The following is a 25284-nucleotide window of genomic DNA, read 5'->3' on the forward strand; positions in this document are numbered from 1 at the left end:
AGCAGTAGACCAAAACGTTACAAACTCACACACACCCAACAAAATAAGGTTACTTAGCGTTACCAGAGGCTAAAACCGGTAAAAATTTAATTTTTACAGAGGCGCTAGTCTTTTTAAAAAAAGAGCGTATACACTTTAAAAACCCGGTGGCCGAATCCGCCACCCCACACTCGGAACGAGGAGCAAGCCCCATGGCAAGCACGCAAAAAATCGCCATCGTCGGCGCGGGCCTGGGTGGCGCCGCCGCCGCCACGCTGTTGCAACAAGCTGGATTCGACGTGTCGATCTACGAGCAGGCCCCGGAGTTTTCCCGCCTGGGCGCCGGGATCCACATGGGTCCGAATATCATGAAGATCTTCCGCCGCATGGGCATCGAGCAGCAGCTCGACCAGATGGGCTCGCACCCGGATCACTGGTTCAGTCGCGATGGCATGAGCGGTGACTATCTGTCGCGCATTCCCCTGGGCGAGTTCGCTCGCAAGGAATACGGCGCCTCCTATGTCACCGTGCACCGTGGCGACCTGCATGCCTTGCAGATGTCGACGATCAAGCCCGGCACCCTGCACTTCAACAAGCGCCTGGAGAAGATCGAAGACACCGGCGACCAGGTGCGCCTGAGCTTCACCGACGGCACCACGGCCAGCGCCGATATCGTTATCGGCGCCGACGGCATCAATTCGAAGATCCGCGAGGAACTGCTGGGCCACGAAGCACCGCTGTACAGCGGCTGGGTCGCCCACCGCGCGCTGATCACCCGCGACAAGCTGGCCCGCTACGACCTCAACTTCGAGGACTGCATCAAGTGGTGGAGCGAGGACCGGCACATGATGGTCTACTACACCACCGGCAAACGCGATGAGTACTACTACGTCACCGGCGTGCCACACCCGGAGCTGGACTTCGAAGGCCCGTTTGTCGACAGCAGCCGCGAAGAGATGTTCGAAGCCTTCCAGGGTTACCACCCCACCGTGCAGGCGCTGATCGAATCCACCGACACCGTGACCAAATGGCCGTTGCGCAATCGCAATCCGCTGCCGCTGTGGAGCCGTGGTCGCCTGGTGCTGCTGGGAGATGCCTGCCACCCGATGAAACCGCATATGGCCCAGGGCGCCGGCATGGCCATCGAAGACGCCGCCATGCTCACCCGCTGCCTGCAGGAAACCGGCCTCGGCGACCACCGTACCGCCTTCGAACTCTATGAAGCCAACCGCAAGGAGCGCGCCTCGCGGGTCCAGGCGGTCTCCAACGCCAACACCTGGCTGCGCACCCAGGAAGATCCGGCCTGGGTCTACGGTTACGACCTCTACGCCCAGGTGCTGAAATCGGGGGTGGCGGCGTGAGCACTTTCGTCCACGGCGGCAACGTCCAGGCCAACGGTATCCGCCAGCACTACCTGCGGTATGGCGGCACGGGCCCGGCGCTGATCCTGATCCCCGGCATCACCAGCCCGGCGATCACCTGGGGCTTCGTTGCCGAACGCTTCGGCCGGCACTTCGATACCTATGTGCTGGATGTCCGCGGACGCGGCCTTTCATCCAGCGGTCCGGAACTGGACTACAGCGCCGAGACCTGCGCGAGCGATATCGCCGCCTTTGCCGCCGCCCTGGGCCTGGACACCTACCATCTGGTCGGCCACTCCATGGGCGCGCGCTTTGCCGTGCGCAGTGCCGTGCTCAGCCCCGCCGGGGTCAAGAGCCTGGTGCTGATCGACCCGCCGGTGTCCGGTCCGGGTCGTCGCGAGTACCCGAGCAAGCTGCCCTGGTACGTCGACTCGATCCGCCAGTCGCTGATCGGGATGGACGCCGAGGCGATGCGTGCCTTCTGCGCCACCTGGACCCCGGAGCAACTGCAACTGCGCGCCGAATGGCTGCACACCTGCTACGAACCGGCCATCGTCAGGGCGTTCAACGACTTCCATACGGTGGACTTCCACCAGGACCTGCCTCGGCTCACGGCCCCCGCCCTGCTGTTGGTGGCCGGTCGCGGCGGCGTGATCCTGCCGGAGGACGAAGCCGAAATCCGCGCGCTGCAACCGGGCATCCAGGTCGCCCACGTGGCCAATGCCGGCCACATGATTCCCTGGGACGACCTGGACGGTTTCTTCGCTGCCTTCGGTGACTTCCTCGGCGTGAGCCTGACTTGAACCTGAACCTGTGGGAGCCTTGAGATGAGCGAACAAAGCGCCAATGACAATTACCAGGGCGTCTGGGGCCAGCGGATCGGCTTCGGCCAGAAACCGGCCCTGCTGATGATCGATTTCATGCAGGGCTACACCACCGAGGGCGCGCCACTGTTCGCCCCTGGCGTGGTCAGCGCCGTGGCCGAAAGCGTCGAGCTGCTGGACTGCGCGCGGCAGCATGGAGTTACGGTGGTGCACACCAATATTCGCTACCATCCGGGGCATTTCGCCGATGGCGGCATCTGGGTGCGCAAGGCGCCGGTGATGAAGGACATGGTCGAAGGCAATCCGTTGGCGGCCTTCTGCGAAGCGGTGTTGCCGCTGCCGTCGGAAGTGGTCATCAGCAAGCAATACGCCAGTGCGTTTTTCGGCACCAGCCTGGCCTCGCAGTTGCACGCCCAGGGCATCGACACCGTGGTGCTGGCCGGTTGTTCCACCAGCGGCTGCATCCGCGCGACGGCGGTGGATGCCGTGCAGCACGGGTTCAGGACCATCGTGGTACGTGAATGCGTGGGTGACCGCCATCCGGCGCCCCATGAAGCGAATCTGTTCGACATCGACAGCAAGTACGGCGATGTCGTCAGCAAACAGGAAGCGATCTCGAAGTTCCAGGGAGCTTGACCGCAGAACCGTGCCACAGAGCATGGTCGCGTAAAAAACTGAGCGTCGCCTCCGTGCGGAGCGTGACGCCCAGTCTTCTGACACTGCCTTTGGAAGCCGCCTTTACCGCGCTCCAGAGTGCTGGAAAAAGCGGCTGTAATAAAAACCATAAGTCACCGCCAGGAGACAACCAATGCCCATTGCGAATGCAACATCAGCGACCTCGGTCGCCGACCCGACCCAAGCGCTTTACCACAAGATCACCTGGAAACTGATCCCGTTCCTGTGTTTCTGCTACCTGGCCGCGTACCTCGACCGGATCAATATCGGCTTCGCCAAACTGCAGATGCTCGACCAGCTGCACTTCAGCGAAACCGCCTTCGGCCTCGGTGCCGGGCTGTTCTTCGTCGGTTATATCCTCTTCGAAGTACCGAGCAACCTGGTACTGGAAAAGGTCGGGGCGAAAATCTGGATCGCGCGGATCATGATCACCTGGGGCCTGCTCTCGGCCTGCACCATGCTCGTAACCTCGACCACCCAGTTCTACATCCTGCGTTTCCTCCTCGGCGCCGCCGAAGCCGGCTTCCTGCCGGGCGTGCTGTTCTACCTGACCACCTGGTTCCCGACCCATCGACGCGGGCGGATCATCGCCCTGTTCATGATCGGCCTGCCGCTCTCCAGCGTTATCGGCGGACCGTTGTCGGGCTGGGTCATGGGTCACTTCGACCAGGTCAACGGTCTGCGCGGCTGGCAATGGCTGTTCCTGATCGAAGCCGTGCCCAGCGTGTTGCTCGGCATCCTGACCTTCTGGGCATTGCCGAACCACTTCCGCCAGGCCAAATGGCTCAATGAAGAAGAAAAAGCCGTCCTCGAAAGCGAACTGAAAAACGACGAGGCCAGCAGCCCCGACAGCAAGCAGCACTTTCGCGACGGTTTCTTCAACCTCAAGGTCTGGATGCTCGGCGGTATCGACTTCTCGATCCTGCTCAGCGCCTACGCCATGGGCTTCTGGATGCCGACTTTCATCCGCAATGCGGGGATCACCGACACCTTCCATATCGGTGTACTGACCGCCCTGCCAAGTGTCGCCGCCCTGCTCGGCATGCTGCTGATCGGCGCCAGTTCCGACAAGCATCGCGAACGCCGCTGGCACATCATCGTGCCGTTTTTCGTCGGCGCCGTCGCCATGGCCACCAGCACCTTCTTCACCCATAACGTGGTGGCGACGGTGGCCCTGTTCGCCATTGCCTCGGCGGCGATCATCGGCGCGGTGCCGGTGTTCTTCAGCCTGCCGGCAACCTTCCTCAAGGGCACCGCGGCGGCCACTGGCTTTGCCCTGGCCTGCTCGCTGGCGAACATCGCCGGGCTGGTCAGCAACTCGCTGATGGGCGTGGCCATCGACCTGACCGGCAGCAGCGCCGGAGCCCTCTGGTTCTTCGCCGGCTGCCTGATCCTGAGCAGCTTCCTGGTGATCGCCCTGCCGGCAAAACTGGTCAATCGTTAAGTAACCACTTACCTGCCGATGGCCTTTCCAGGCGTCGGCAGGCATGCTGGATTACCGCAATACAACAACAACTCATTGGGGCACATCACCATGCAACGCTTTCTCAAGGGCTGCGCGCTGGCGCTGGCTGTCGGCCTGTCCGCCGGCTCGCTGCAAGCGGCTGAAAAAGTCATCATCGACACCGATTTCAACGTACTGAACGACGACGGCCAGGCCTTTATCATGCTGGCGCAACTGCATGCGCAGAAGAAGATCGACCTGCTGGGCATGACCCTGGTCAGCGGCAATGCCTGGGTCGACCAGGAACAGGTCGACGCGCTCAAGGCGGTGGAACGCATGGGGGTGGAAAAGGAGATCGGCGTCTACTCCGGCGCGGCCTATCCGCTGCTGCATGACTTCGCCACTTATCCACAGGAGCAGGCGATGTTCGGCGCCGGCTGGCCCGGGGCATTCAAGAACCCGCGGCCGACCTCGGCTTCGCAATTGGTCGCGCCGCCCGATGGCCTCGCGACCCATACCAAGCTGCGCAGCGAAACCGCGCCGCAGTTCATTATCGACAGCGTGCGCAAATACCCCCATGAAGTGACCTTGCTGGCCATCGGTCCGCTGACCAACCTGGCCCTGGCAATCCGCCAGGCGCCGGATATCGTGCCGCTGATCAAGCGCATCGTGTACATGGGCGGCGCCATCGAGATTCCCGGCAATACCACGCCGGCGGCGGAGTTCAACTGGTGGTTCGACCCGGAGGCGGCGAAGATAGTCCTGCGCTCGTCGATCGAACACGTGATCTTCCCCAACGATGTCTGCGAGAAAGTCACCTTCGATGCTTCTGTCTACAACCGGGTGATTGCGGCCAAGGGCGCGGTGCCGGAGTTGTACAAGAGCGTGTTCGGGCCAGAGTTCGCCAAGAACCCGGGCTATCACAGCTTTACCTGGGACAGCCTGCCGGCATTGTTCCTGGCCGAACCTGAGATCGTCACCGAGTCCCGTGATATGTGGATCGATGTCGACACCCATTTCGGTCCGGACTACGGCCGCGCGCTGGGCTACAAGAAGAGCCCGCCAGTGGGGACGCAGAAAGCCAAAATCGTGTTCGCGGTGGACCAGAAGAAATTCTGGAACGACTACGTCTCGCTGGTGACCTTGCCGACGCCGGTGAAAAAACCCTGAGGTCAGCGGCGCCAGATAGACCGCTATCGCCAGCAAGCCGGCTCCCACAGAAGAGCAACGGTGAACGCTCCATCGGAGTAGGCACAGACCTCTGTGGGAGCTGGCTTGCCAGCGATGACCGCGCAGCGGTCGCCATTCAGAACCGCACGTCAACCGTGTTCAGCACCCGCACAAACGCCCCGTTCAAGGTCGCGTTGTGATGCTCGACAATCGCCCTGGCCGACAACCCGGGTGTTTCCATGCAGGTATGGGCATCCCCCACCAGCACCGCCTCGAAACCCAGATCCCGCACCAGGCGGCTGGTGCTGTCGACGCAATACTGAGTCTTCATCCCGACGATCACCAGGCGCTGCACACCGGCATCATCCAACTGCTCGGCCAGCCCGGTATTGAAGAAACAACTGGGGCGCGTCTTGTCGACCAGACGATCCACCGCGGGATCCACCCGCAACTCCGGCACCAACTGCCAGGGCGCACTCCCCGCCGCAATCGGCGAGCCTTCAGGGCCGGTATGCCGGACCGCAAAAATCGGCGCACCGGCCTGCCGCGCCGCGCCAATCAGCTGATTGATATTCTCCAGCACCCGCTGCCCTTCCCAGGGCTGGTCGGGACCGTGGAACAGACCGACCTGCATATCGATGATCAACAGGGCCGAACGCTGTGCATTGTCTGCTTGCATGGGGTGTTTCTCCTTCCGTGTGATGCCAGCAAAGACCCAGAAACCAAAAGGCCCCGTCCATTGCTGGCGGGGCCTGGGTTCGCTGCGTTTACCGACTCACGCACCGACCTCACGCCCGCCATAGGCGGTCGTGGTGGTCTGGGTGAGGTTCAACGGATTCCGGTTCATGGGCTCGATCATGCTACGGTCGGTTCGAGCCTGGCAACCCCGTCATCGAAAAAGACAACAGCGCGCAGCCTCAGAAGCGCAACCGCCAGTGCCCGTTACGGCGCAGGTCGACCACGGATAAGGGCTCGATATCGATCGAATTGAAGGAGGTGGGCCCGGCCCCCAGCGCGTGCAGCAGTGCCGCGCGGATCACGAAGGGGTGGGTCACCACGATAAAATGCCCTTCCTCGCGAAAACCCTCGAGCCAGGTCCCGACCCGGGCACACAACGCCGCCACCGACTCACCCGCCGGCGGGATCTGCGTCGGGTCCGAGGTCCAGGCCGCGAGCAATTCTGGTTCGCTCTCGAGCAAATCCGTCAGCATGACACCCTGCCATTCGCCGACATCCAGGTCTCCCAGTTCCGGGACGATCTCGACCTCCGCCCCCAGGGCCTCGGCGGTCTGCCAGGCGCGGGTTTCCGGGGCACTGAGGATGCGCACCGGTTTCTTCAAACGCGCCGCCAGCTCGGCCGCCTTGAGCAAGCCCTTGGGCTCCACCGGTTCGTCCAGCGGAAAACGCCCCAGGCGCTGGGCCTCGGTGCGGGCGTGGCAAACAAAGCTCAAACGAATCGACATAAGGGTGTGTTCCGAAAGGCAGTCCGTGTCGTGGCTCAACATACCGGGAAGTCACTCAGCCGGGATTGCAAGTATCGCTCAAGCGAACAAAGGCTCAAATGCGACGTTCGGCTGCAGAGCGAGCTAGTATAGTCAGCTCACTTGATCCCACGAGGAACTGATCGATGCCTGTTGTCGTCCCGCTCAAGAAAACCCTCGGCGCCCTGCTCCTGCTGGTCGGCCTGGCCGGTGCGAACAGCGCCTTCGCCCATGCCCACCTGAAAAGCGAAACCCCGGCCAAGGATGCCACCGTCAGCGCCCCGGCCGAATTGCGCCTGGTGTTCAGCGAAGGGGTTGAAGCCAAGTTCACCAAAGTCGAACTCAGCAGCGCCGATAAAGCGGTCACGCTGAAAAGCATCGCCACCGATCCGTCCGACAAGAAAACCCTGATCGTTACCCCTGCGGCTCCTCTCCCGCCTGGCCAGTACAAGGTCGTGTGGCACGCAGTGTCGGTCGACACTCACAAGAGCGAAGGCAACTACAGCTTCACGGTGGGCAACTGAGTCTATGCAGAACGCCATGGTCCTGTGCCGCTTCCTGCATTTCGCCGTGGTGTTGTCGTTGTTCGGGGCCTGCCTGTTCAGGCCCTGGCTGATCGGCAGCGCGGCCAGCCCGGCACTCGACCGGGGGCTGCTCGAAATCAAGCGCTGGCTGGCGCTGCTGGGGTTGCTCAGCGCCGGCGGCTGGTTGCTGCTGACCACCGCCACTATGACCGGCGACTGGGCCGACGCCCTGAATCCCGCCACCCTGCAGTTGGTCCTGGGCAAGACCTTTTTCGGTCAGGTCTGGAGCTGGCACCTGGGCTTGTCCCTGTTGCTGGTGATCAGCCTGTTGGCCAACGCCCGCCCGGCCATCAACCTGCTGCTCGGTTTCCTGCTGCTGGCGACCCTCGCCCCGGTCGGCCACGGCGCCATGCTCGACGGCCTCGACGGTCGCTTGCTGATGCTCAACCAGTTCATCCACCTGAGCGGGGTCGGTGCCTGGGTCGGCGGCTTGATGTTGCTCGCCCTGATGCTGAGCAAGCCGGCGGAACATGACATCAAGCGGGTCCTGCGACGGTTCGGCGACCTCGGTTACCTGCTGGTCGCCGTGATTATCGCCACAGGTCTGATCAATGTGCGGGTACTCACCGGAGCCCTCTGGCCGACGCCACTGTTCAGCGGCTTCGCCCTGATCCTGCTGATCAAGGTGCTGATGGTCGCGCTGATGCTGGGATTGGCCCTGTTCAACCGGGTGATGAGCCCTGGCGGGCGTTTCAGCGTCTTGCGCACCAGTGTGACGGTCGAATGGCTGCTCGGCCTGGGGGCGATTCTCGCGGTATCGCTGCTGGGCACTTTGCCGCCGATGCTGATGGACTGAGCCCCCCCGGGCTGGCTGGCGAACAGCGTAAACCCGTCCGGACTTTCATACTCCCGTTCGCAAAAAAACCTGGCTCATCTAATCATCTATATGAATCCATCAGGTATATTCCTTCCAACCGCGTAACAAAATAATACAAGAAGGGGTTCCCGTTGGATCTTTCACATGCCGCGTGGCTTGCCCACGACACCCGTCTGATCGTCTGCTGCCTGCTGGCCATCGCCACCATCATCGTGCTGATCAGCCTGACCAAACTGCCGCCCTTCCTGTCCATCCTGATCGGCACCTTCGTCGCCGGGATCGGCGCCTCGCTGCCCCCTGAAGAAGTGGCCAAGGCGTTCAGCAAGGGCGCCGGCAGCCTGCTCGGCGAAGCCGGGATCATCATTTCCCTGGGCGCCATGCTCGGCGCGCTGATGGCCGAGTCCGGGGCCGCCGACCGCATTGCCTCGACCCTCCTGCGCCATGCGCGGGGCAAGGCCCTGCCCTGGGTCATGGCAATGGTCGCGATGATCATCGGCCTGCCGCTGTTCTTCGAAGTCGGCCTGGTGCTGATGGTGCCGATCATCTTCGTGATCGCCCGCCAGTCCGGCCAGCCGCTGCTCAAGGTGGCGATCCCGGCCCTGGCCGGCATGACCACCCTGCATGCGCTGATGCCGCCCCATCCGGGCCCGTTGATCGCGGTCAGCGCCTTGCACGCCGACCTCGGCATGACCATGTTGCTGGGCTTTTGCATCGCGGTGCCGGCGGTGATCCTCGCCGGCCCGCTCTATGGTATCTGGTTGTCCAAACGCCTGGATGTGAAGGAGCCGGCGGAAATCGGCGCCTTGTTCACCGCCAAGGTCGAGACCCGGCGCAAGCCGAGCTTCGCCATTTCACTGTTGATCATCCTGCTGCCGGTACTGCTGATGCTCGGCAGCACCCTGGCCAAGGTCGCCATGGCGCCGCAAAGCAACCTCGCCATCACCCTGAAGTTTCTCGGCGAACCCTTGATCGCCCTGGGCCTGGCAGTGATCGCGGCGGTGATCTGCCTGGGCTGGTCCATCGGCATGGCCCGCGACCAGGTCGGCAGCGTGCTGCGCAAAAGCCTCGGGCCGATTGCCATGCTGCTGCTGACCATCGGCGCCGGCGGCGGCCTGAAACAGACCCTGCTGGAAGCCGGCATCAGCGACACCATCAGCAAGGTCGCCACCGGCGCCAACCTGTCCTACGTCCTGCTGGCCTGGCTGATTGCCGTGGCCTTGCGCCAGGCCACCGGTTCGGCGACCGTGGCGACCACCACCACGGCGGGTATTCTCGCGCCGCTGATGGCCGGCCTGGCAACCACCCAGGCCTCGCTGGTGGCCCTGGCCATCGGTGCCGGTTCGGTGTTCTTCTGCCACGTCAACGACGCCGGCTTCTGGATGGTGCGCGAGTACTTCGGCTTGCAGCTCAAGCAGACAATCTGGGTCTGGTCGGTGTTGCAGACCATCGTTTCAGTGGTCGGGCTGATTGGCACGCTGCTGTTGTGGCAGTGGTTTAAATAAACTGCCGTAATCCATTTGGTAAGCCTGAACAGGATCCCTTGTAGGAGCGGCTTGTCGGTTCGCCGCACCGCCGCGAAAGGGCCCTCAAGGCCGCCAAAAGCTTCGCGGGCAAGCCCTGCTCCTACAGGTTTCGCGGCGCATTCAAATTCGCGGTGTTTCAGGATCCCCGCTCAGTCCTGCGAATAGGCAAAGTTCTTCAACACCTCACCATCCATCCGGTAGCGCACCCATTCACTCTGGGGTTGCGCACCGATGGACTCGTAGAAGCGAATCGCCGACTCGTTCCAGTCCAGCACACTCCACTCCAGGCGCCCGCAATCATTGGCACAGGCGATCTGCGCCAAGTGCCGCAACAGCTTCTTACCGGCGCCGGCACCGCGTTGTTGCGGTGAAACATAGAGGTCTTCCAGGTACAGGCCATTACGCCCGAGCCAGGTGGAGTAGCTGAAGAAAAACACCGCAAAACCGACCGGCTCGCCATCACGCAGGCAGATCAGGCCATGGGCCGTGGCACCTTCGCCAAACAGGCTGCGCTCGATGTCGACGACGCTGGCGATCACTTCATGGCGGGCCCGTTCGTACTCGGCCAGTTCAGTGATGAAGGCCAGGATCTGCGGCGCATCGCTGGGCCGGGCTTCGCGTATTTCAAGGGACATGGGCGCTTCCAGAGTCGGTGAAGTCGCCCATGCTATGCGGATTGTGCGACGGTTTGAATCACTATTGCTCGAGGCCCGGTTGTGCCAGGTACAGCACTTCATACGCCTTACCCGCGCGATGGCGGTCAGGCTCGGACGACGACAGGGTGATCCGGATCAACTGCCAGGCCGCCGTATCCAGCGCGAGGAACACCGCCACCGTGTCGTCCTGACGAACGATGGCCTGGTTACGCTCCACCTCCTCGGCCAGCAACCGCACTCGATCCGCTTGCGCATCGAACGGCAAGGTTTCGCGATACAGCGCCCGGGCCTGCGGCGCACTGCCCAGCTGCAGATCCAGCGGCAACCAGGCCTCGATATCCGGACGACCGAATGAGTCGATCACCCGCTGGAAACGCTCGTCCATCAGAAAGCCCGCAGCGGCGCTCGGATCGGCCCAGAGGTACACCGACGAATACAGATTGGCCTGGGCCCCGAAGACCCCGCGCTCCTCGGCGATAAAAGCCTTGAAGACCAGCCCCTGGGTATCGTCCCAGAGCGGCCCCAACTCGCTGGCCCGGCGGCGGATCAAGCCCATGTCATAGTTGGCGGGCAAGCGGTGTGAATACTGTTTGGCAAACATGACGACACTCCTGTGGGAAAAGGTTATCGAGAACCTGGAGCCAGCTTGCGCAAGATCGATAATTACAACAAGATATCTATAAATATATGTGTGATAAGAGATAGATATGACTGAAGCCGTCAAGCCTCTCGATATCGACACTGTCCAGGCCTTTGTGCTGATTGCCGATTTCGCCAGTTTCACCCGCGCGGCCCAGGCGCTGGACACCTCCCAGGCGGCCATCAGCCTGAAGCTCAAGCGCCTGGAAGAACGTCTCGGCTACCGCTTGCTGGAGCGCACACCCCGCCATGTGCGGCTGTCGCCTTCGGGTGAACAATTTATCCACGCCGCCCGCGCGTTGCTCCAGGCCCACGAACGGGCGCTGGGGGATATGAGCGCCACACCCAATCGTCGCCTGATCATCGGCATCAGCGACCATGTCGCGGGACCGGACCTGCCGACCCTGCTGAGTCGCCTGGCGCACTACGATCCCCTGCTGATCATCGAGGTGCGGATCGCCTCGTCCCGGGACCTCGGCGCGGCCTTCGATCGTGGCGAGCTGGACGCCGCCATCGTGCGCAGCGAAGGCGACCGTCACGACGGCGAGGTGCTGGTGGTGGAGCGCTTCGGCTGGTTCGCCGCACCCACCTGGCAACACACCCCCGGCAGCGTCCTGCGCCTGGCGACCATGGCCGCGCCCTGTGGCGTGCGGCATCTGGCGGTGCGGGTGCTGGATGATGCGGGCATCCCCTGGACCGAAGTGTTTATCGGCGGCGGCGTGATGGCGGTGGGCGCGGCGGTCAGTGCCGGGCTCGGCGTGGCGGCGCTGGCCAAACGGGTGGCACCGGCCGGCGCGATCGAAGTCGGTGAGCAACTCGGGCTGCCGGCGCTGCCGATCACCGAAATCATCCTGCATGCGCGTCCCACGGACTCTCGTTCTCAGGAAACCTTGCGAGCGCTGAGTGCTGCATTTCGTGGGGTACTGGAGCGCTAGTCGATCATGACTTCCAGGCGGCGTAACGACCTGGACAATTATGGAAACAAATCGGCCGGGCTCCCTTTGGGGGCCCGGCCGAATTCGTTAAGCGACAACCTGAACTAGATCAGCAGGAACAACGCCAGCAAACCACCGAAGATCGCCCACTTCTCCAGGTAGTAGCGGGTGCGGTTGGTTTTCTTCAAGGCCTTGCCCCGCAGGCGAATGCCGTAGATCTTGGTGAAGAACTTGTTGATCCCACCGGTCTTGTCGTTCGCATCATTCGGCGAAGCGGCGGCGGACATCACATTACGACTGAACCAGCGGTTGAACGCCGTCGCCCAGCGATATTTCAACGGGCGCTCGACATCGCAGAACAGGATCACACGGTTCTGGTCGGTCTTGTTTTCGGCGTAGTGGATAAAGGTCTCGTCGAACATAACCGGCTCGCCATCGCGCCAATGGTAGTCCTGGCCATCGACGTTGATGTAGCAGCCCGGATCGTTCGGCGTTTCCAGGCCCAGGTGGTAGCGCAAGGAACCGGCGTAGGGGTCGCGGTGGCGAACCAGGCGCGAACCCGGCGGCAACTCGGCGAACATCGCTGCCTTGATGCTGCCGATGCTGTTGAGCAGCTCCGTGGTGCGCGGGCACAGCTCGACGGCGGAAGGATGGTTGTCGCCATACCACTTGAGGTAGAAACGCTTCCAGCCAGTCTTGAAGAAGGAGTTGAAGCCCACGTCGTTGGGCGTCTCGGATTTCTTGATCTCACCGGCGCGCAACAGGGCCAGGGCCTCGGTGCGGATTTCCTGCCAGTTGTCCTGCAGCGGCTTGAGCTCTGGAAAGCCGGCCGGGTCCAGGTACGGACGGCTCGGTACCTTGGAGAACAGGTAGAGGAAGCAGTTGATCGGGGCGAGGAAAGTCGAGTGGTCACTCAATTGCCGGCCCAGCTTGTGCCGGACCTTGCCGCGCAGGTGTACGTACGCGATGGACAAGACGTAAACAGCGATAATGATGAGTTTCACGGGCGTCGTCACAGAAGTCGAAAGGACACGCTACCTTTCATGCATCTGGTGGCCCGGTGCACACGGCCGGGGTCCAGAGGTCGCAAAGGTAGCCAACGCACTAGGGTAGAACAGCTGGCGTATGGGTTTCCAGTGTTTCGTCTTCCGGGTTAAAGCAAAACCACTATCTGTTACAGGATTTTCTTACAGCTTCACTGGTGCACTCCATCCCTGTAGGAGCCGGCTTGCCGGCGATGGCGATCCACGGAGCGCCACCAAAATCCCGCCTGCCGGCGGATCGCGAGCAAGCTTGCTCCTACAGGAGCCGGATTCAGCCGTTCGCCAGCATAGTATCCACTTCTTGCTTCCCGGGCGAGGTGGCCGGCCCCCAGCGTGTAACCGCCAGGGCCGCCGCCGCATTGGCGCGGCGAGCCGCCTCGACGGCATCCAGCCCCGCCGCCAGCCCGGCGAGGAATACACCGGCATGGGCATCGCCCGCGCCGTTGCTGTCCACCGCCTGTACCTTGAAACCAGGCACATGCCGGTGCTCCCCGACCCGACTGACCCAACAACCGTTCGGGCCATCGCGAACCACCAGCAGCGCACCGTCGGCCAAACGCCCGGTCAGATTGTCGAGGGAACCGGCAATATCCGCCGCGCCGGTAAAACGCAGGGATTCGACACTGTTACTGGTCCAGATATCGATACGCGGCAACAAGGCCGCCATGGGGGCTGCATCCGGCGAGTTGACCAACGGACCCGGATCGAACACCACCGTCACCGCCTTCGGCAAGGACAACACCCATTCCAGCAGCGCCGGTGCCTTGTCCGGATATTGCAGGCTGTAGCCACTGACATAGACGTAATCGTCGGTTTGCACCGAGACCCGCGCCAGCTCTTCAGCCGAGACACCGCCTTCGGCTCCGATATAGGAAATAAAGGTGCGCTCGGCGCTGGCCTCGGTCAGCGACACGCAAAGCCCGGTGTCCTTCGCACCATCGCGCTCGAGGGCGATCTCGACCCCCTCCGCCGCCATCGCCTGGCGGGCGATGTCGCCGAAGCGCCCGTTACCGTGGCGCCCGAGGTAGACCACCGGCAGGCCATTGCGCCGGGCCGCGGCCATGACGTTAAAACCCGCACCGGCTTCAAAGCTGGCGGCATTCGCCAGCACGTCGCCGCCGGTCGCCGGCAGCTGGTCGAGGGACATGACCAGGTCAACCATGACCTGGCCGGTATGCATCAGTCTAGCCATTGGCATTCTCTACAAAGGCCGCACGACGATCCGCCGCGCCGCCGAGCACGGCGTAAATACCGCCGGCAACCAGGAAGGTGACGATCCAGCCCAGGCCGTTGTGGCCCAGCCAGGAATCGGAGAGGAAACCACGGAACCAGGTGGTCTCGGCGGTGGTGCCGATGGTGGTGAAGCTGAAGCCCAGGACAATCGCCACGGCCCAGGCACCGAAGGCGCGCCATTCGATGCCGCCGCTATACCAGTAGGCGCTGGTCGGACTGACGTCCAGCAGGTCCTTGGGGCTGTAGTACTGGCGATGCACCAGGTCGACCACGAAGATCCCGACCCAGGCGGTGATCGGCACCGCCAGCAGCGAGATGAAGGTGATGAACGGGCCGTAGAAGCTGTCGGCGATCAACATGAAGTAGATGGAGCCGACAAAGATCGCGACGATATCGACGATCACCGCATGCACGCGCTTGACCTTCAGGCCCAGGGTCAAGGTGGTCAGGCCCGCCGAGTACACCGACAGGTTGTTCGACAACAATAGCCCGCCGAACGCGGTGATCAGGTACGGCACGGCCATCCAGGTCGGCAGCATGTCACGGATCGCGATGATCGGGTCAGTCGCCTGGGCCAGATCGTGGTTGCCCACCGACAGCAGGCCGCCGAGGGTGATCAGCAGCACCAGCGGGATACCCGCGCCGAAGGCCGCCGAGGCCACCAGACGGACCGCCTTGACGCTCTTGTGCTGGTAGCGCGACATGTCGGCGCCGGCGTTGGCCCAACCGATCCCGGTGCCCGCCGCCATGGTGCCGATGCCGATGATCATCGCGCTCATGGGCGCCGGGGTGGCGTTGAACACCGCGCTCCAGTCGATGGTCGCGCAGAGGAAACCGCCCACCAGGATATTCAGGCCGCCGAAGACATAGGTCGCCCACTTCTGGATCACCAGCAAGGTGGCATGCCCCAGGCCCGAGACCGACAGGGTCAGCAGCACGAAGATGGCGATAAACAGCAGCGTCAGCACTGGCGCGCTCTTGGCCTCTACGGGTGAGTGGAACAGGATCGAACACAAGGACAGCAGCACGAACGCCGCGGTGGTGGTGTTGACCGTTTCCCAGCCCAGGCGCGACATCAGCGAAACGATGGTCGGACCGATATTGCCGCGCACGCCGAAAATCGCTCGCGACAGGGTCAGGCTCGGCGCATGGCCACGCCGACCGGCAATGGAGATGATCCCCACCACGGCGAAGGAGCCCGCCGCGCCGAGAATCGCGACGATGATCGCCTGCCAGATCGCCAGCCCGCGAAAGGCCACCAGGGTTGCCCCCAGAGGCAGGCCGAGAATACTGATGTTGGCCGCGAACCAGACCCAGAACAGTTGCAACGGATGGCCGTTGCACTCGGCTTCCGGGACCGGTTCTATACCGCGGGTTTCCAGTTGGCCGGCACTTTGTCCGGCTTTTGATGAGGTCATGGTGTTCAGCTCCTGATGCCAATTGTTGTGGTTGTTGGGCAGTGCGGAAGGTGTAGAAACCCCTGGGCCACTTCCGGGCCCCCTTCGTCTGCAGTCCATTGCGTGTTGTTGTGTGTCAGGCGTCGCGCAGGGCGATTAGCCCCTGGACCAGCGGTACCAGTTCCAGCGCATTGACTTCGATGATTTTCGCGACCATCTCGGCGGGCCAGCAGTCCAGGCCGTCACAGGCCCCGAGCATGGCGCCGAGGATGCCGGCGATGGTGTCGGTGTCGCCGCCGATGCTCGCGGCGAGGCACAGGGCCTCGAAGGCGTTGAACTTGCCGAGGACGACCCGCTGGGCCAGCGCGAAGGCCACCACCACCGACTCCTGGGAGGCAACTGAGGTACCAACCACGTCATACAGCAGGTCGGCCAGTTCGGCGTCCGGGCAATCGCGGACGAGCTCACGGGCCCAGCGAATCCGCGGCCCCAGGCGCCCGCCGGCGACCCAATGGCCATGCTGTTCGGCGGTAAAGGCCATTTCGGTGCCGATATCCAGCGCGTGCGCCAGGCTCTGGCGGTTGATCCCGCAGGAAATCACCGCGGCGACAGCGGCGGCGCTGGAGATTCCCAGGCTGGTGTTATGGGTGACCTGGCAGGCCTGGATCACCGCCTCGAGAAAGTGCTGGGGCTGGTCGACATCGGCGGCGATGCCCACCGGGGTGATGCGCATGGCTGCGCCGTTGGTGGTGCCGTAGCGCCCGGCTTCCTCGGGGCTGTGGCCGGCCAGAATCATTTCAATGGCGCGCTTGGTCGATGGACCGAGCAGATCCTGCGAGCCCTTGGCCTGCATCACCGCTTCCCAGGCGATCAACCGTTCGGCCAGCAGCGCCGGCTCGATATGGCCGTTACCGTCGATCAGCAACTGCCCGACCAGGATCGCCTGTTCGGTGTCGTCGGTGATGGAGCCGGCGGGCATGTTCGGCGCGATCGGCTGGTCGGGACCGGCGTCGACCAGCGTGGTGATGCTGCCGAAGCGAGCCCGGATCTGGGCGCGACTCAGGGATTGGGTCGGCATACCCAGGGCGTCGCCCAGGGCGAGGCCGTAGAAGGCACCGAGGGCTCGATGAATCGGGGTCATGTCGGGTTTCCAAACGCCAGGTGCAGGCGGAAATGCAAAGGATCGAGCAGACTTTCGACCTGCTCCATAAAACGTCCCCGCTTGTCGTAGGTGGTTCGCAAGGCCTTGAGAAACACCGTGCCCAGCGGACGCCCGAGCAGTTCGGCATCTTCCGCGCAGAGGGGTTCGGCGCCGATCCACTGATCGCCGCGATCACCGACATAGCCGTAGGCCGCCAGGGTAATGGTCAGGGAGTTGTCGATCAGGCCGACGTTGGGCAGGCCTTCCAGGCCGCCGCTGGCCGGTATCAGCGAGTGTTCGAGGGAAACCGCGGTGCCTTCGGTATTGCGCCGGCGCCGGTCGAGGGCGATGAACTGCTCGGTGCCATAGCGACTGAACAGGTCCGGCCGCGTCACCGCTTCCAGGCGCAACACCTCGGTGTTGATCAGCGCCCCGCTGTCCGCCAGGGCCTGGGCCCAGCCGGCGCGCTGGTCGAGGGGAATGCCGTCGTAGGTGACGATGGAGCCCACGCCGCTCTGGGTCGCGATGTAGTTGCGCCGCTTGAGCTCGGCCAGGGCCTCGCGCAGCGTGCCACGGCTCACCGAGAATTCTTCGGCCAACTGATGTTCACCCGGCAACAGCAAGCCGTCTCCAAGAAGACCGCTTTCGATGCGCCGGATAAGCTCATCGACCACCCTTTTTTTCTTATCAAATCGGACATGTCTAATCATGTACAAATTGATAACCGAAAGAGGCTCAGAGGTGCAAGGGATTTATTTTACAAGGAGATGAATGGTGGTGTTTTCCAGGGCGCTATCGCCAGCAAGCCAGCTCCCACAGGTTCGGGCTTGGCACAAAATATAGTCGTGCCCGGGTTCACTGTAGGAGCCAGCTTGCTGGCGATCCGCCGACAGGCGGAGACAATTCAGGGCTCCAGGCCAATGGGGAAAAACACGCCCCCGCTCCAGACCCCCAGCCAGGATTGGCCGTCGATCTCACGGCTGACCGCCAGTTCCACCAGTTGGTAGAACACATTGCGATGCATCAGCGCTTCAAGATTACTGCGCACATGCACGTAGGGCGCCGGTTCCTGGCTGATCGGATCGATCACCACCCGGATCGGATGCTCGGTACCGGCCGTCACCTGTTCATCGACGTAAGTGGTAAACCGCAGTTGCTGTGCCTCGCCCTGCCCTTCGACCTCCAGGGTCACCGCGACAAAGGGCGCATCGTCGACTTTGATCCCGACCTTTTCCACCGGCGTGATCAGGAAATAATCATCGCCGTCGCGGCGCATGATGGTGGAGAACAACTTGACCATCGGCTTGCGGCCAATCGGCGTGCCCTGGTAATACCAGGTGCCGTCACGGGCGATACGCATGTCGATATCGCCGCAGAACGCTGGATTCCACAAGTGGACCGGCGGCAGGCCTTTTTCCGTCCTGGGGATTTGCGCCAACAGGTCGTTGGCCTTGCCCGACTCACTCATACTCAATCCGACATCCACTGTTCACCGACGCCTAACAGACTACGCGCATATTCGGCCAAGGGGGCGGCGATCAGGTCTTCGGGCTTGTTGTTGTGGAACGTCAGCAAGCCGCCACGGCTTTTGATCCGTGCCGTATCGATCAGGTACTGGGTGCCGGTCTCGATCAGCATGATCTGGATCACCCCGCTGTCCACGCCCAGGCGGTCGACGGACTCCTGGTCGGCCCATTCGTCGTAGTTGCCGATACGGTCGTCAGCCTTGGCGAAGCGCGTGTACAGCAGGTAGTGCGCGCCGGCGGAACGGGCTTCGGCCATGGCCTGGTCGAGCCCCAGGGGCGCGCGGGCGCGGCGCACCATGGGGAAATATTCGACGAAGCCGTTGAAGGCTTCCTCGGCCACCACGTTGGGACGCGGGTAAGCACTGCCGGGTGGCGTGAAAGCGCCCTGGGCAATGTAGATAAAGGAGTCCGGCTGGATGCGGAACGAGCGGATCCGGCGCGTATCACTATGGTCGAGCAGTCCCACATCGCTCGCCTGATAACGGACACCTTCCCCCAGATCACTGACTTTCATGCAGCCGCCCAGCGCTAAAAACGCCAGCAGCACAACCAGGCTACGCATCCTATCCTCCAGAGGCCGGTGACGGAAAACCGGCGAATAGTCGCGTGGATGCAGCTTCCGCGCCAGATCAGCCGCCGATGATTTTCATCACCGTCGCGCCGCCCGAAAAAGCCACTTCCTGTTTGTCACCCAAGGCCTTGACCAGCAGCCGCTGCAACGCCGGCAACGCCTCGTGGCGCGGCTTGTCGAGCAGGTCGCCGACATAATGCCGGTTGCTCGACGACAGGCAGCCATGCAGCCAGCCGGTGGACGACAACCGCAAGCGCGAACAAGTCCGACAGAACGGCACGCTTTCGTTGGCGATCACCCCAAAGTGACCACGCCCCGGAATCGCATAACGCACGGCGGTGGCATCCACCGGGGCATCGGCCTGCAGGTATTCATAGCGCTCGCCAATCAGCCCGAGCAACTGCTTGAGGCTGACGAACTGCTGGAGAAAGGCATTGCCATCGCTGGCCAGGTGGCCCATGCGCATCAGTTCGATAAAGCGCAGCTCATAGCCGCGCTCAAGACAATAATCCAGCAGCGGCATCACCTGGTCCAGGTTCTGCCCGCGCAACGGCACCATATTGACCTTGATCTTCAGTCCCGCCGCCCGCGCCTGCTCCATACCGTCGAGTACGCTGGCCAGGTCGCCACCACGGGCGATAGTACGAAAAGCACTGGCATCCAGGGTATCGAGGGAAACGTTGATCCGTTTGATCCCGGCCTCCACCAGCAGCGGCAATTTGCGCGCAAGCAACTGGCCATTGGTGGTCAGGCTGATATCGTCCAGGCCCATCTGGCCGACCGCGCCCATAAAGGCTTCCAGCTTCGGGCTGACCAGCGGCTCGCCGCCAGTAATGCGCAAGCGCTCGATCCCCGCCGCCTCGATCAGGTAGGCCACGCCCCGTGCCATGGCCTGCGCCGACAGTTCGTCCTGGGCAGCCACCAGCCGCTTGCCATTGGGCACGCAGTAGGTACAGGCATAATTGCAGGCGGATGTCAGGCTGATGCGCAGATTGCGAAAACGCCTGCCTTGACGGTCAACGATCATGGGACACTCCGGCGATGGACTGTGGAACGCGCAAAACTTGACTTAAAAATCAAGTTTTGACAAGCCCTATCCCTGAGTATAAGCCCGGGGCATTGCGCCATATAGGGGAACGTGGCGCAATCACCAGGCCGAATATCTTAGCTGACGGGCGTTTCAGGGTCGCGCTTGCGCTTGTTGCCCATGCGCACGCCGATATCCATCAGGAACTGGAAGAAACCTTCCTGGTCTTCCAGCACATTGCTCCAGAACGGCGAGTGGTACAGCGCGACAGCGCCATGTACCAGGGCCCAGGCGGCGCAGTAGTGGAAGTACGGCGGCACGTCCTCGAGCTTGCCTTCGCTGATACGGCCCTTGATCAGCAAGGTCAGGCGTTCGAAGTTGGACGCGCGGATCTTGTGCAGCTCCTCGACCATCTCCGGCACCTGGTGGCCCTTGACCACTTTTTCTTCCAGGCGGTCGAACAGGCGATAGCGCTGGGGATCACGCATGCGGAATTCGAAGTAGGCCCGGGACAGGGCTTCCTTGTCCTTGTCGACATCCGCCGAGTGCAGCAGCTCGTTCAAGTCACGCTCGTAGTCGAGCATCAGGCGCAGGTAGATCTCCGCCTTGGATTTGAAATGCTTGTAGATGGTGCCTTTGCCGATACCGACGGCATCCGCGATCATCTCGACGGTGACACTGTCTTCACCCTGTTCGAGGAACAGCTTTAGCGCGGTATCGAGAATTTCCTGCTCGCGGCGACGAAACTCACGGACCTTACGGGGTTCTTTGTGCATAAGAAAAGGTCTGTAGGGGCAAAATCGAAGCCAAGTATTATGCCTGACTCGCGCCAAATTGCACGAATCATCCGAGGCTTTTAGTTTTCACTGTCGACGAATCAGGCCGCCCCGGTCAGAAAATCTTCGCAGTGGTCACGGATCGTCGCCGCCGCCGGCCGCCGAAAAGCGTCCTGGCACGATGAGAACTCAATAGAAGCGCCTGTATTCCAAATCTGTTTAAAAAATGAGCAATGCTGACTGGACGTCGGGCAATCCTGGCCAATACTTGAACTGTCGGCGTGACATCTCCCCCAAGTGACGCGCTGATAAAGGTGCCGAAGGACCGCGTACCTTTGTTTTACTCCTAATGGTCTTAACCCGGATTCACCCCCCAGAACCCGGGTTTTTTTTGCCTGCGATTTAGCCTCTCGGCTCAGGCGCACACATGGGCCAGGGGAAACAGGCGCTTGAAGTTCTCGGTGGTCTGCTCGGCGAACTGCTCATAGGGCACCCCGCGCAGCATCGCCAGGTAATCGGCGACATCGCGTACATATTGCGGCAGGTTCGGCTTGCCGCGATGGGGAATCGGCGCCAGGTACGGCGAGTCGGTTTCCACCAGCAGGCGGTCGGCCGGCACTTGTCGCGCGACGTCGCGCAAGGCGTCGGCATTGCGGAAGGTGACGATGCCCGAGAGGGAAATATAGAAGCCCAGGTCCAGTGCGGCCTTGGCCATCTCCCAGTCCTCGGTGAAGCAATGCAGCACGCCGGCCTGGGGCAGTTGCGCCTCGCGCAGCAACGCCAGGGTATCGGCGCGCGCGCCACGGGTGTGGACGATCACCGGCTTGCCGGTCTGCGCGGCTGCTTGCAGGTGCAAGCGGAAGGACGCCTGCTGCAGTTCGGCCGCTTCAGGCTCGTAATGGTAGTCCAGGCCGGTTTCGCCAATGGCCACGACCTTGGGGTGCTCAAGCTCGCGCAGCAACCAGTCGAGCGCCGGCGCGGCGTCGGCCTTGACGTCCAGCGGGTGCACGCCGACCGAACAATCGACATCGGCGTAACGCTCGGCCAGGGCCTTCACATCAGCCGCATTGTCGACACTCACGCCGATACACAGGAAGTGCCCGACTCCGCGCTGACGCGCTGCGTCGAGCGCCGCATCGAGGGAGCCGGCATGTTCGGCGAGATCAAGACGGTCGAGGTGGCAATGGGAATCTACAAGCATAAAAAGGCGACAACTACATCGTATGGGTGGGACGGTCGGACTTCAGGGCGCCGGCCAGGTGGGTTTCGATCTTGCTGCGAGCGGTGTTGTCGCCGTCGTTGAATTGCACGCCGACGCCCGCCGCGCGGTTGCCCTGGGCACCCTTGGGGGTGATCCAGGCGACCTTGCCGGCGACCGGGATCTTTTCCGGCTCGTCCATCAGGTTGAGCAACATGAACACCTCGTCGCCCAGCTTGTAGCTCTTGCTGGTGGGGATGAACAGCCCACCGTTCTTGATAAAAGGCATATAGGCCGCGTACAGCACGGACTTGTCCTTGATGGTCAGGGACAGGATGCCGTTGCGCGGGCCGGGACCAATGGGTTCGTTCATACTCGCTCCGGTCATGCAGATAGCCGATTCTAGGCCCATCGCCTCAGTGTTGGGTAGGTAAAGCTGCCCATTGCACCAATAGCGCTTCGAGCAGCAGCACCCGATTGAGGTTGGCCTTGCTCAGGACTTTCTGGCGCTGGGCGAGAATCCAGTCCTGGATCGACAGGACCTTGTCCCGGGCGGTTTTCTGCGCCAGGTATTGCACCACCTTGCGCATGTCGGCCAGGCCCAGGCCGGCTTCGTCCTCGGTCAGTTGATAACGCAAGATCAAACTCGACCAGTCGCAGAACCAGTCGAACAGCAACAACAGGGGAATCGCATTCCACCCTTCGGCCAACTGGGTGGCCGATTGCTGTTGCTTGAGCAATTTCTTCACCCCATCGACCACCAGCGCCCGCTGTTCGCGAACGCCCTGGGCCTGGAGACTGACCGCGGCCAGGGGTGAACCCGCCGCCAGGGTCAACAATTCGACCCGCTCTTCCGCACTGCTGTCCGGCAACGCCGTCGCCAGCCATTGCAGGCTCATGGCCTCGCTCGGCAGCGGGCAGGCCTGTTGCACGCAACGGCTGCGGATGGTCGGCAGCAAGCGGCTGGACTGATGGCTGACCAGCAACAGCACGGTATCGCCGGAGGGCTCTTCAAGGCTCTTGAGCAAGGCGTTGGCGGCGTTGATATTCATCGACTCCACCGGCTCGATCAGCACCACCTTGCGCCCACCCAGTTGCGCGGTCTGGACCACGAAACTGACCAGGTCGCGGACCTGGTCGACCTTGATCGCCTTGTCGGCTTCTTCAGGTTCCAGGATGTAGTTGTCCGGATGGCTGCCGGCGTTCAGCAACAGGCAGGACTTGCAGTGCCCACAGGCATTGAGATTCGTCGGGCTCTTGCACAGCAGCAGCGCCATCAGCCGTTCGGCCAGGGCGCGCTTGCCGATGCCCGCCGGGCCATGCAGCAGATAGGCATGGGCATGCTGGGGCCGCCCGGCCATTTGCTGCCAGAGGCTGTCCTGCCAGGGATAGGCTTCAGCCACGGTGCCGCTCCAGGATTTCCGGCAGCAGGCGGTCGAGGGATTGTTGCACCTGGGCCAGCGTCTGGGCCGCATCCACCAGCCGGTAGCGCGACGGATCGGCTTCGGCGCGTTTCAGGTAGGTGCTGCGCACGGCGTCGAAAAACACCCGGCCTTCCTGCTCGAAACGATCCAACCGACCCCGGGCACTGGCCCGGGCCAGGCCGACTTCCACCGGCAGGTCGAAGACCAGGGTCAGGTCCGGACGCAGTTCGCCCTGGACAAAATGTTCCAGGGTGGCGATACGCTCATGGGACAGGCCGCGACCACCGCCCTGGTAGGCATAGGTGGCATCGGTAAAACGATCGCACAGCACCACCGCGCCACGGGCCAGGGCCGGACGGATCACCGTGGCCAGGTGCTGGGCCCGCGCAGCGAACACCAGCAGCAGTTCGGTATCGGCACACATGGCTTCATCGCTGGTCGCCAGCAGCAGTTCGCGGATCCGTTCGGCCAGCGGCGTACCACCAGGCTCGCGGGTCAGCAGGACATCGACGCCCTGGGCCCGCAGGCACTCGGCCAGGTAATCGCGGTTGGTACTTTTGCCGGCGCCTTCCGGGCCTTCCAGGGTGATAAACAAGCCAGTCACGGGCAGTCCTTAATCAGGGTCATTGCGAGTCTTTCGCCTCGGCTTCGGTTGACGCGGGTGCCGCGGGTACAGGTTCGACAAGCGGGGCCGACGCGGGTTTCGACTCTGGCTCGGGCTCCTCGGGAGCCGGGCTCTGAACCGGGGCCGGCGCGGCCGCTGGAGCCGTCGGCGCAGGTGCAGGTGCCGGAGTAGCAGTCGAAACCGTCGGTGCAGGAGCAGCCGCCGGCGCAGGGCTGGAGCGGTAATCGGCCCGGCGCTTGAGCTGGAACTCACGCACCGCGTTGTTATGGGAGTCCAGGTCGTCGGAAAAGACATGGGTGCCATCGCCGCGCGCCACAAAGTACAGGCTGTTGCCCGCTACCGGGTTCAACGCGGCGTGAATCGCCTCGCGTCCGACCATGGCAATCGGCGTCGGCGGCAGGCCGACATTCATGTAAGTATTGTAGGGATTGGCCTCACGCAGGTGGGCACGGGTGAGCTTGCCGGTATAACGTTCACCCAGGCCGTAGATCACCGTCGGGTCGGTCTGCAACAACATGCCCTGTTGCATTCGCCGCACGAACACCCCGGCGATCTGGCCGCGCTCCTGGGGCACGCCGGTTTCCTTTTCCACCAGCGATGCCATGATCAGGGCCTGATAAGGCTCGGTATAGGGCGCATCGGCGGAGCGTTTCTGCCACTCCTGGGCCAGGACGCTATCAAGACGATCATAGGCCTTCTCCAGCAGTTCGGCGTCGCTCATGCCACGCACGAAGCGGTAGGTGTCCGGAAAGAAACGCCCCTCGGCGAACACATCCTTGTGCCCCAACCTGGTCATGACTTCACTGTCACTGAGACCGCTCAGGGTCTGCTGGAGCTTTTCGTTCTTGGCCAGAGCCGCACGCACCTGGCGGAAATTCCAGCCTTCGACCAGAGTCAGGCTGTACTGCACCACTTCGCCGCGCTGCCACAGGGACAACAGCGCACGCACGTCCATGCCCGGCGTGATCCGGTACTCGCCACTGTGCAACGGCACCCCGGCCAGATTGAAACGCCAGTAGAGGCGCAGCCAGAAGGCGTCCTTGAGCAAGCCTTCGGACTCGAGTCGATTGAAAGTGCCCGTCGGTGTCGCACCGGCCGGGACATCCAGCAGCTGTTCCTGCGTCAGGTTGAGGGGCTGCTCCAATGCCGAATGCAGCTTCCAGGCGGAACCGCCCAGCAGCAAACCGGCCAGCACCAGTACGGCTTGCAGCAGCACCAAGAATTTACGTCTCAAT

27 protein-coding genes are annotated in these 25284 nt (G+C 62.7%); 9 read left to right on the plus strand and 18 right to left on the minus strand.

The window, feature by feature from the left end; genetic code table 11:
• The first annotated feature begins 191 nt into the window (after positions 1–191).
• From HX830_RS11465 to HX830_RS11485, 5 genes are all read left to right on the plus strand, one after another.
• On the plus strand, positions 192–1340 hold the full coding sequence (locus HX830_RS11465) for an FAD-dependent monooxygenase (RefSeq protein WP_103498260.1): 1149 nt from the start codon (positions 192–194) through the stop codon (positions 1338–1340).
• Positions 1337–2143, plus strand: a complete 807-nt coding sequence (locus tag HX830_RS11470) for an alpha/beta fold hydrolase (protein WP_177100268.1) — start codon at positions 1337–1339, stop codon at positions 2141–2143. The genes HX830_RS11465 and HX830_RS11470 overlap by 4 nt, the downstream gene beginning before the upstream one ends.
• A gap of 24 nt (positions 2144–2167) precedes the next feature.
• Entirely contained in the window at positions 2168–2800 is a 633-nt protein-coding gene (locus HX830_RS11475) for an N-carbamoylsarcosine amidohydrolase (RefSeq protein WP_177100270.1), read from the plus strand.
• Between the two features lie 172 nt (positions 2801–2972).
• Positions 2973–4283, plus strand: a complete 1311-nt coding sequence (locus tag HX830_RS11480; protein WP_103498257.1) for an MFS transporter — start codon at positions 2973–2975, stop codon at positions 4281–4283.
• A 90-nt stretch (positions 4284–4373) separates the two neighbouring features.
• A complete protein-coding gene (locus HX830_RS11485; RefSeq protein ID WP_152737107.1) occupies positions 4374–5453 on the plus strand; it encodes a nucleoside hydrolase in 1080 nt (359 codons plus the stop codon).
• Positions 5454–5589: 136 nt separating this feature from the next.
• On the opposite strand, the gene HX830_RS11490 is transcribed toward HX830_RS11485, so the two are convergent.
• Positions 5590–6132, minus strand: a complete 543-nt coding sequence (locus tag HX830_RS11490; RefSeq protein ID WP_177100272.1) for a cysteine hydrolase family protein — start codon at positions 6130–6132, stop codon at positions 5590–5592.
• Between the two features lie 238 nt (positions 6133–6370).
• On the minus strand, positions 6371–6916 hold the full coding sequence (locus HX830_RS11495) for a histidine phosphatase family protein (RefSeq protein WP_177100274.1): 546 nt from the start codon (positions 6914–6916) through the stop codon (positions 6371–6373).
• A gap of 164 nt (positions 6917–7080) precedes the next feature.
• Between HX830_RS11495 and copC the strand changes: the two genes are divergently transcribed.
• The 3 genes from copC to HX830_RS11510 all read left to right on the plus strand — a co-directional run bounded on the left by copC (position 7081) and on the right by HX830_RS11510 (position 9837).
• Positions 7081–7458 (plus strand): copper homeostasis periplasmic binding protein CopC, encoded by a 378-nt coding sequence (copC, locus tag HX830_RS11500; RefSeq protein ID WP_103498254.1) that lies wholly within the window; start codon positions 7081–7083, stop codon positions 7456–7458.
• Between the two features lie 4 nt (positions 7459–7462).
• Positions 7463–8314 (plus strand): copper homeostasis membrane protein CopD, encoded by an 852-nt coding sequence (gene copD, locus HX830_RS11505; protein WP_152737110.1) that lies wholly within the window; start codon positions 7463–7465, stop codon positions 8312–8314.
• Between the two features lie 152 nt (positions 8315–8466).
• Complete coding sequence (locus HX830_RS11510) at positions 8467–9837, plus strand: GntT/GntP/DsdX family permease (RefSeq protein ID WP_152737111.1); 1371 nt, start codon at positions 8467–8469, stop codon at positions 9835–9837.
• 170 nt (positions 9838–10007) lie between these two features.
• Here the strand turns inward: HX830_RS11510 and HX830_RS11515 are convergent, their stop codons facing one another.
• A complete protein-coding gene (locus tag HX830_RS11515) occupies positions 10008–10493 on the minus strand; it encodes a GNAT family N-acetyltransferase (protein WP_152737112.1) in 486 nt (161 codons plus the stop codon).
• Positions 10494–10554: 61 nt separating this feature from the next.
• Complete coding sequence (locus HX830_RS11520; RefSeq protein ID WP_177100276.1) at positions 10555–11115, minus strand: DUF4865 family protein; 561 nt, start codon at positions 11113–11115, stop codon at positions 10555–10557.
• A 106-nt stretch (positions 11116–11221) separates the two neighbouring features.
• Between HX830_RS11520 and HX830_RS11525 the strand changes: the two genes are divergently transcribed.
• Entirely contained in the window at positions 11222–12088 is an 867-nt protein-coding gene (locus tag HX830_RS11525) for a LysR family transcriptional regulator (RefSeq protein ID WP_103496792.1), read from the plus strand.
• A gap of 104 nt (positions 12089–12192) precedes the next feature.
• Here HX830_RS11525 and lpxO read toward each other — a convergent pair whose 3' ends face one another.
• From lpxO to mltG, 14 genes are all read right to left on the minus strand, one after another.
• The gene (gene lpxO, locus HX830_RS11530) at positions 12193–13092 is read right to left on the minus strand and encodes a lipid A hydroxylase LpxO (RefSeq protein WP_177100285.1); all 900 of its coding nucleotides are present in this window, start codon (positions 13090–13092) and stop codon (positions 12193–12195) included.
• A gap of 310 nt (positions 13093–13402) precedes the next feature.
• Entirely contained in the window at positions 13403–14323 is a 921-nt protein-coding gene (locus HX830_RS11535) for a PfkB family carbohydrate kinase (protein ID WP_177100287.1), read from the minus strand.
• Positions 14316–15782 carry a purine-cytosine permease family protein gene (locus HX830_RS11540; RefSeq protein WP_152737116.1) on the minus strand — a complete coding sequence of 489 codons (1467 nt, stop codon included), beginning with the start codon at positions 15780–15782 and terminating at the stop codon, positions 14316–14318. Before HX830_RS11540 ends, HX830_RS11535 begins: the two co-directional genes overlap by 8 nt.
• 115 nt (positions 15783–15897) lie before the next feature.
• The gene (locus tag HX830_RS11545) at positions 15898–16902 is read right to left on the minus strand and encodes an ADP-ribosylglycohydrolase family protein (RefSeq protein ID WP_177100289.1); all 1005 of its coding nucleotides are present in this window, start codon (positions 16900–16902) and stop codon (positions 15898–15900) included.
• Positions 16899–17612 (minus strand): GntR family transcriptional regulator, encoded by a 714-nt coding sequence (locus HX830_RS11550; protein WP_103496787.1) that lies wholly within the window; start codon positions 17610–17612, stop codon positions 16899–16901. The genes HX830_RS11545 and HX830_RS11550 overlap by 4 nt, the downstream gene beginning before the upstream one ends.
• A gap of 194 nt (positions 17613–17806) precedes the next feature.
• Positions 17807–18370, minus strand: coding sequence for a DUF1285 domain-containing protein (locus tag HX830_RS11555; RefSeq protein WP_177100291.1), 564 nt, complete (start codon positions 18368–18370; stop codon positions 17807–17809).
• 2 nt (positions 18371–18372) lie between these two features.
• A complete protein-coding gene (locus tag HX830_RS11560) occupies positions 18373–18990 on the minus strand; it encodes a DUF4823 domain-containing protein (protein WP_152737119.1) in 618 nt (205 codons plus the stop codon).
• Between the two features lie 67 nt (positions 18991–19057).
• A complete protein-coding gene (locus HX830_RS11565; protein WP_103496784.1) occupies positions 19058–20026 on the minus strand; it encodes a GTP 3',8-cyclase MoaA in 969 nt (322 codons plus the stop codon).
• A gap of 137 nt (positions 20027–20163) precedes the next feature.
• Positions 20164–20802, minus strand: a complete 639-nt coding sequence (locus HX830_RS11570; RefSeq protein WP_103496783.1) for a TetR/AcrR family transcriptional regulator — start codon at positions 20800–20802, stop codon at positions 20164–20166.
• Positions 20803–21217: 415 nt separating this feature from the next.
• The gene (locus HX830_RS11575) at positions 21218–22003 is read right to left on the minus strand and encodes a TatD family hydrolase (protein WP_177100293.1); all 786 of its coding nucleotides are present in this window, start codon (positions 22001–22003) and stop codon (positions 21218–21220) included.
• Between the two features lie 13 nt (positions 22004–22016).
• The gene (locus HX830_RS11580) at positions 22017–22373 is read right to left on the minus strand and encodes a PilZ domain-containing protein (RefSeq protein WP_103496781.1); all 357 of its coding nucleotides are present in this window, start codon (positions 22371–22373) and stop codon (positions 22017–22019) included.
• 43 nt (positions 22374–22416) lie between these two features.
• On the minus strand, positions 22417–23403 hold the full coding sequence (locus HX830_RS11585) for a DNA polymerase III subunit delta' (protein WP_103496780.1): 987 nt from the start codon (positions 23401–23403) through the stop codon (positions 22417–22419).
• Positions 23396–24028, minus strand: coding sequence for a dTMP kinase (gene tmk, locus HX830_RS11590; RefSeq protein ID WP_103496779.1), 633 nt, complete (start codon positions 24026–24028; stop codon positions 23396–23398). Before tmk ends, HX830_RS11585 begins: the two co-directional genes overlap by 8 nt.
• Positions 24029–24047: 19 nt before the next feature.
• A complete protein-coding gene (gene mltG, locus HX830_RS11595; protein ID WP_152737122.1) occupies positions 24048–25283 on the minus strand; it encodes an endolytic transglycosylase MltG in 1236 nt (411 codons plus the stop codon).
• Position 25284: the final 1 nt, after the last annotated feature.

This window comes from Pseudomonas gingeri (assembly GCF_013385425.1).
Classification (GTDB): domain Bacteria; phylum Pseudomonadota; class Gammaproteobacteria; order Pseudomonadales; family Pseudomonadaceae; genus Aquipseudomonas; species Aquipseudomonas gingeri_D.

Excerpts from the sequence above, each read along its gene's own strand:
- HX830_RS11465 (WP_103498260.1), top strand. The coding sequence starts at position 192 with ATGGCAAGCACGCAAAAAATCGCCATCGTCGGCGCGGGCCTGGGTGGC.
- HX830_RS11475 (WP_177100270.1), top strand. The coding sequence starts at position 2,168 with ATGAGCGAACAAAGCGCCAATGACAATTACCAGGGCGTCTGGGGCCAG.
- HX830_RS11480 (WP_103498257.1), top strand. The coding sequence starts at position 2,973 with ATGCCCATTGCGAATGCAACATCAGCGACCTCGGTCGCCGACCCGACC.
- HX830_RS11485 (WP_152737107.1), top strand. The coding sequence starts at position 4,374 with ATGCAACGCTTTCTCAAGGGCTGCGCGCTGGCGCTGGCTGTCGGCCTG.
- HX830_RS11490 (WP_177100272.1), bottom strand. The coding sequence starts at position 6,132 with ATGCAAGCAGACAATGCACAGCGTTCGGCCCTGTTGATCATCGATATG.
- HX830_RS11495 (WP_177100274.1), bottom strand. The coding sequence starts at position 6,916 with ATGTCGATTCGTTTGAGCTTTGTTTGCCACGCCCGCACCGAGGCCCAG.
- copC (WP_103498254.1), top strand. The coding sequence starts at position 7,081 with ATGCCTGTTGTCGTCCCGCTCAAGAAAACCCTCGGCGCCCTGCTCCTG.
- copD (WP_152737110.1), top strand. The coding sequence starts at position 7,463 with ATGCAGAACGCCATGGTCCTGTGCCGCTTCCTGCATTTCGCCGTGGTG.
- HX830_RS11515 (WP_152737112.1), bottom strand. The coding sequence starts at position 10,493 with ATGTCCCTTGAAATACGCGAAGCCCGGCCCAGCGATGCGCCGCAGATC.
- HX830_RS11520 (WP_177100276.1), bottom strand. The coding sequence starts at position 11,115 with ATGTTTGCCAAACAGTATTCACACCGCTTGCCCGCCAACTATGACATG.
- HX830_RS11525 (WP_103496792.1), top strand. The coding sequence starts at position 11,222 with ATGACTGAAGCCGTCAAGCCTCTCGATATCGACACTGTCCAGGCCTTT.
- HX830_RS11535 (WP_177100287.1), bottom strand. The coding sequence starts at position 14,323 with ATGGCTAGACTGATGCATACCGGCCAGGTCATGGTTGACCTGGTCATG.
- HX830_RS11540 (WP_152737116.1), bottom strand. The coding sequence starts at position 15,782 with ATGACCTCATCAAAAGCCGGACAAAGTGCCGGCCAACTGGAAACCCGC.
- HX830_RS11545 (WP_177100289.1), bottom strand. The coding sequence starts at position 16,902 with ATGACCCCGATTCATCGAGCCCTCGGTGCCTTCTACGGCCTCGCCCTG.
- HX830_RS11550 (WP_103496787.1), bottom strand. The coding sequence starts at position 17,612 with ATGATTAGACATGTCCGATTTGATAAGAAAAAAAGGGTGGTCGATGAG.
- HX830_RS11555 (WP_177100291.1), bottom strand. The coding sequence starts at position 18,370 with ATGAGTGAGTCGGGCAAGGCCAACGACCTGTTGGCGCAAATCCCCAGG.
- HX830_RS11560 (WP_152737119.1), bottom strand. The coding sequence starts at position 18,990 with ATGCGTAGCCTGGTTGTGCTGCTGGCGTTTTTAGCGCTGGGCGGCTGC.
- HX830_RS11565 (WP_103496784.1), bottom strand. The coding sequence starts at position 20,026 with ATGATCGTTGACCGTCAAGGCAGGCGTTTTCGCAATCTGCGCATCAGC.
- HX830_RS11570 (WP_103496783.1), bottom strand. The coding sequence starts at position 20,802 with ATGCACAAAGAACCCCGTAAGGTCCGTGAGTTTCGTCGCCGCGAGCAG.
- HX830_RS11575 (WP_177100293.1), bottom strand. The coding sequence starts at position 22,003 with ATGCTTGTAGATTCCCATTGCCACCTCGACCGTCTTGATCTCGCCGAA.
- HX830_RS11580 (WP_103496781.1), bottom strand. The coding sequence starts at position 22,373 with ATGAACGAACCCATTGGTCCCGGCCCGCGCAACGGCATCCTGTCCCTG.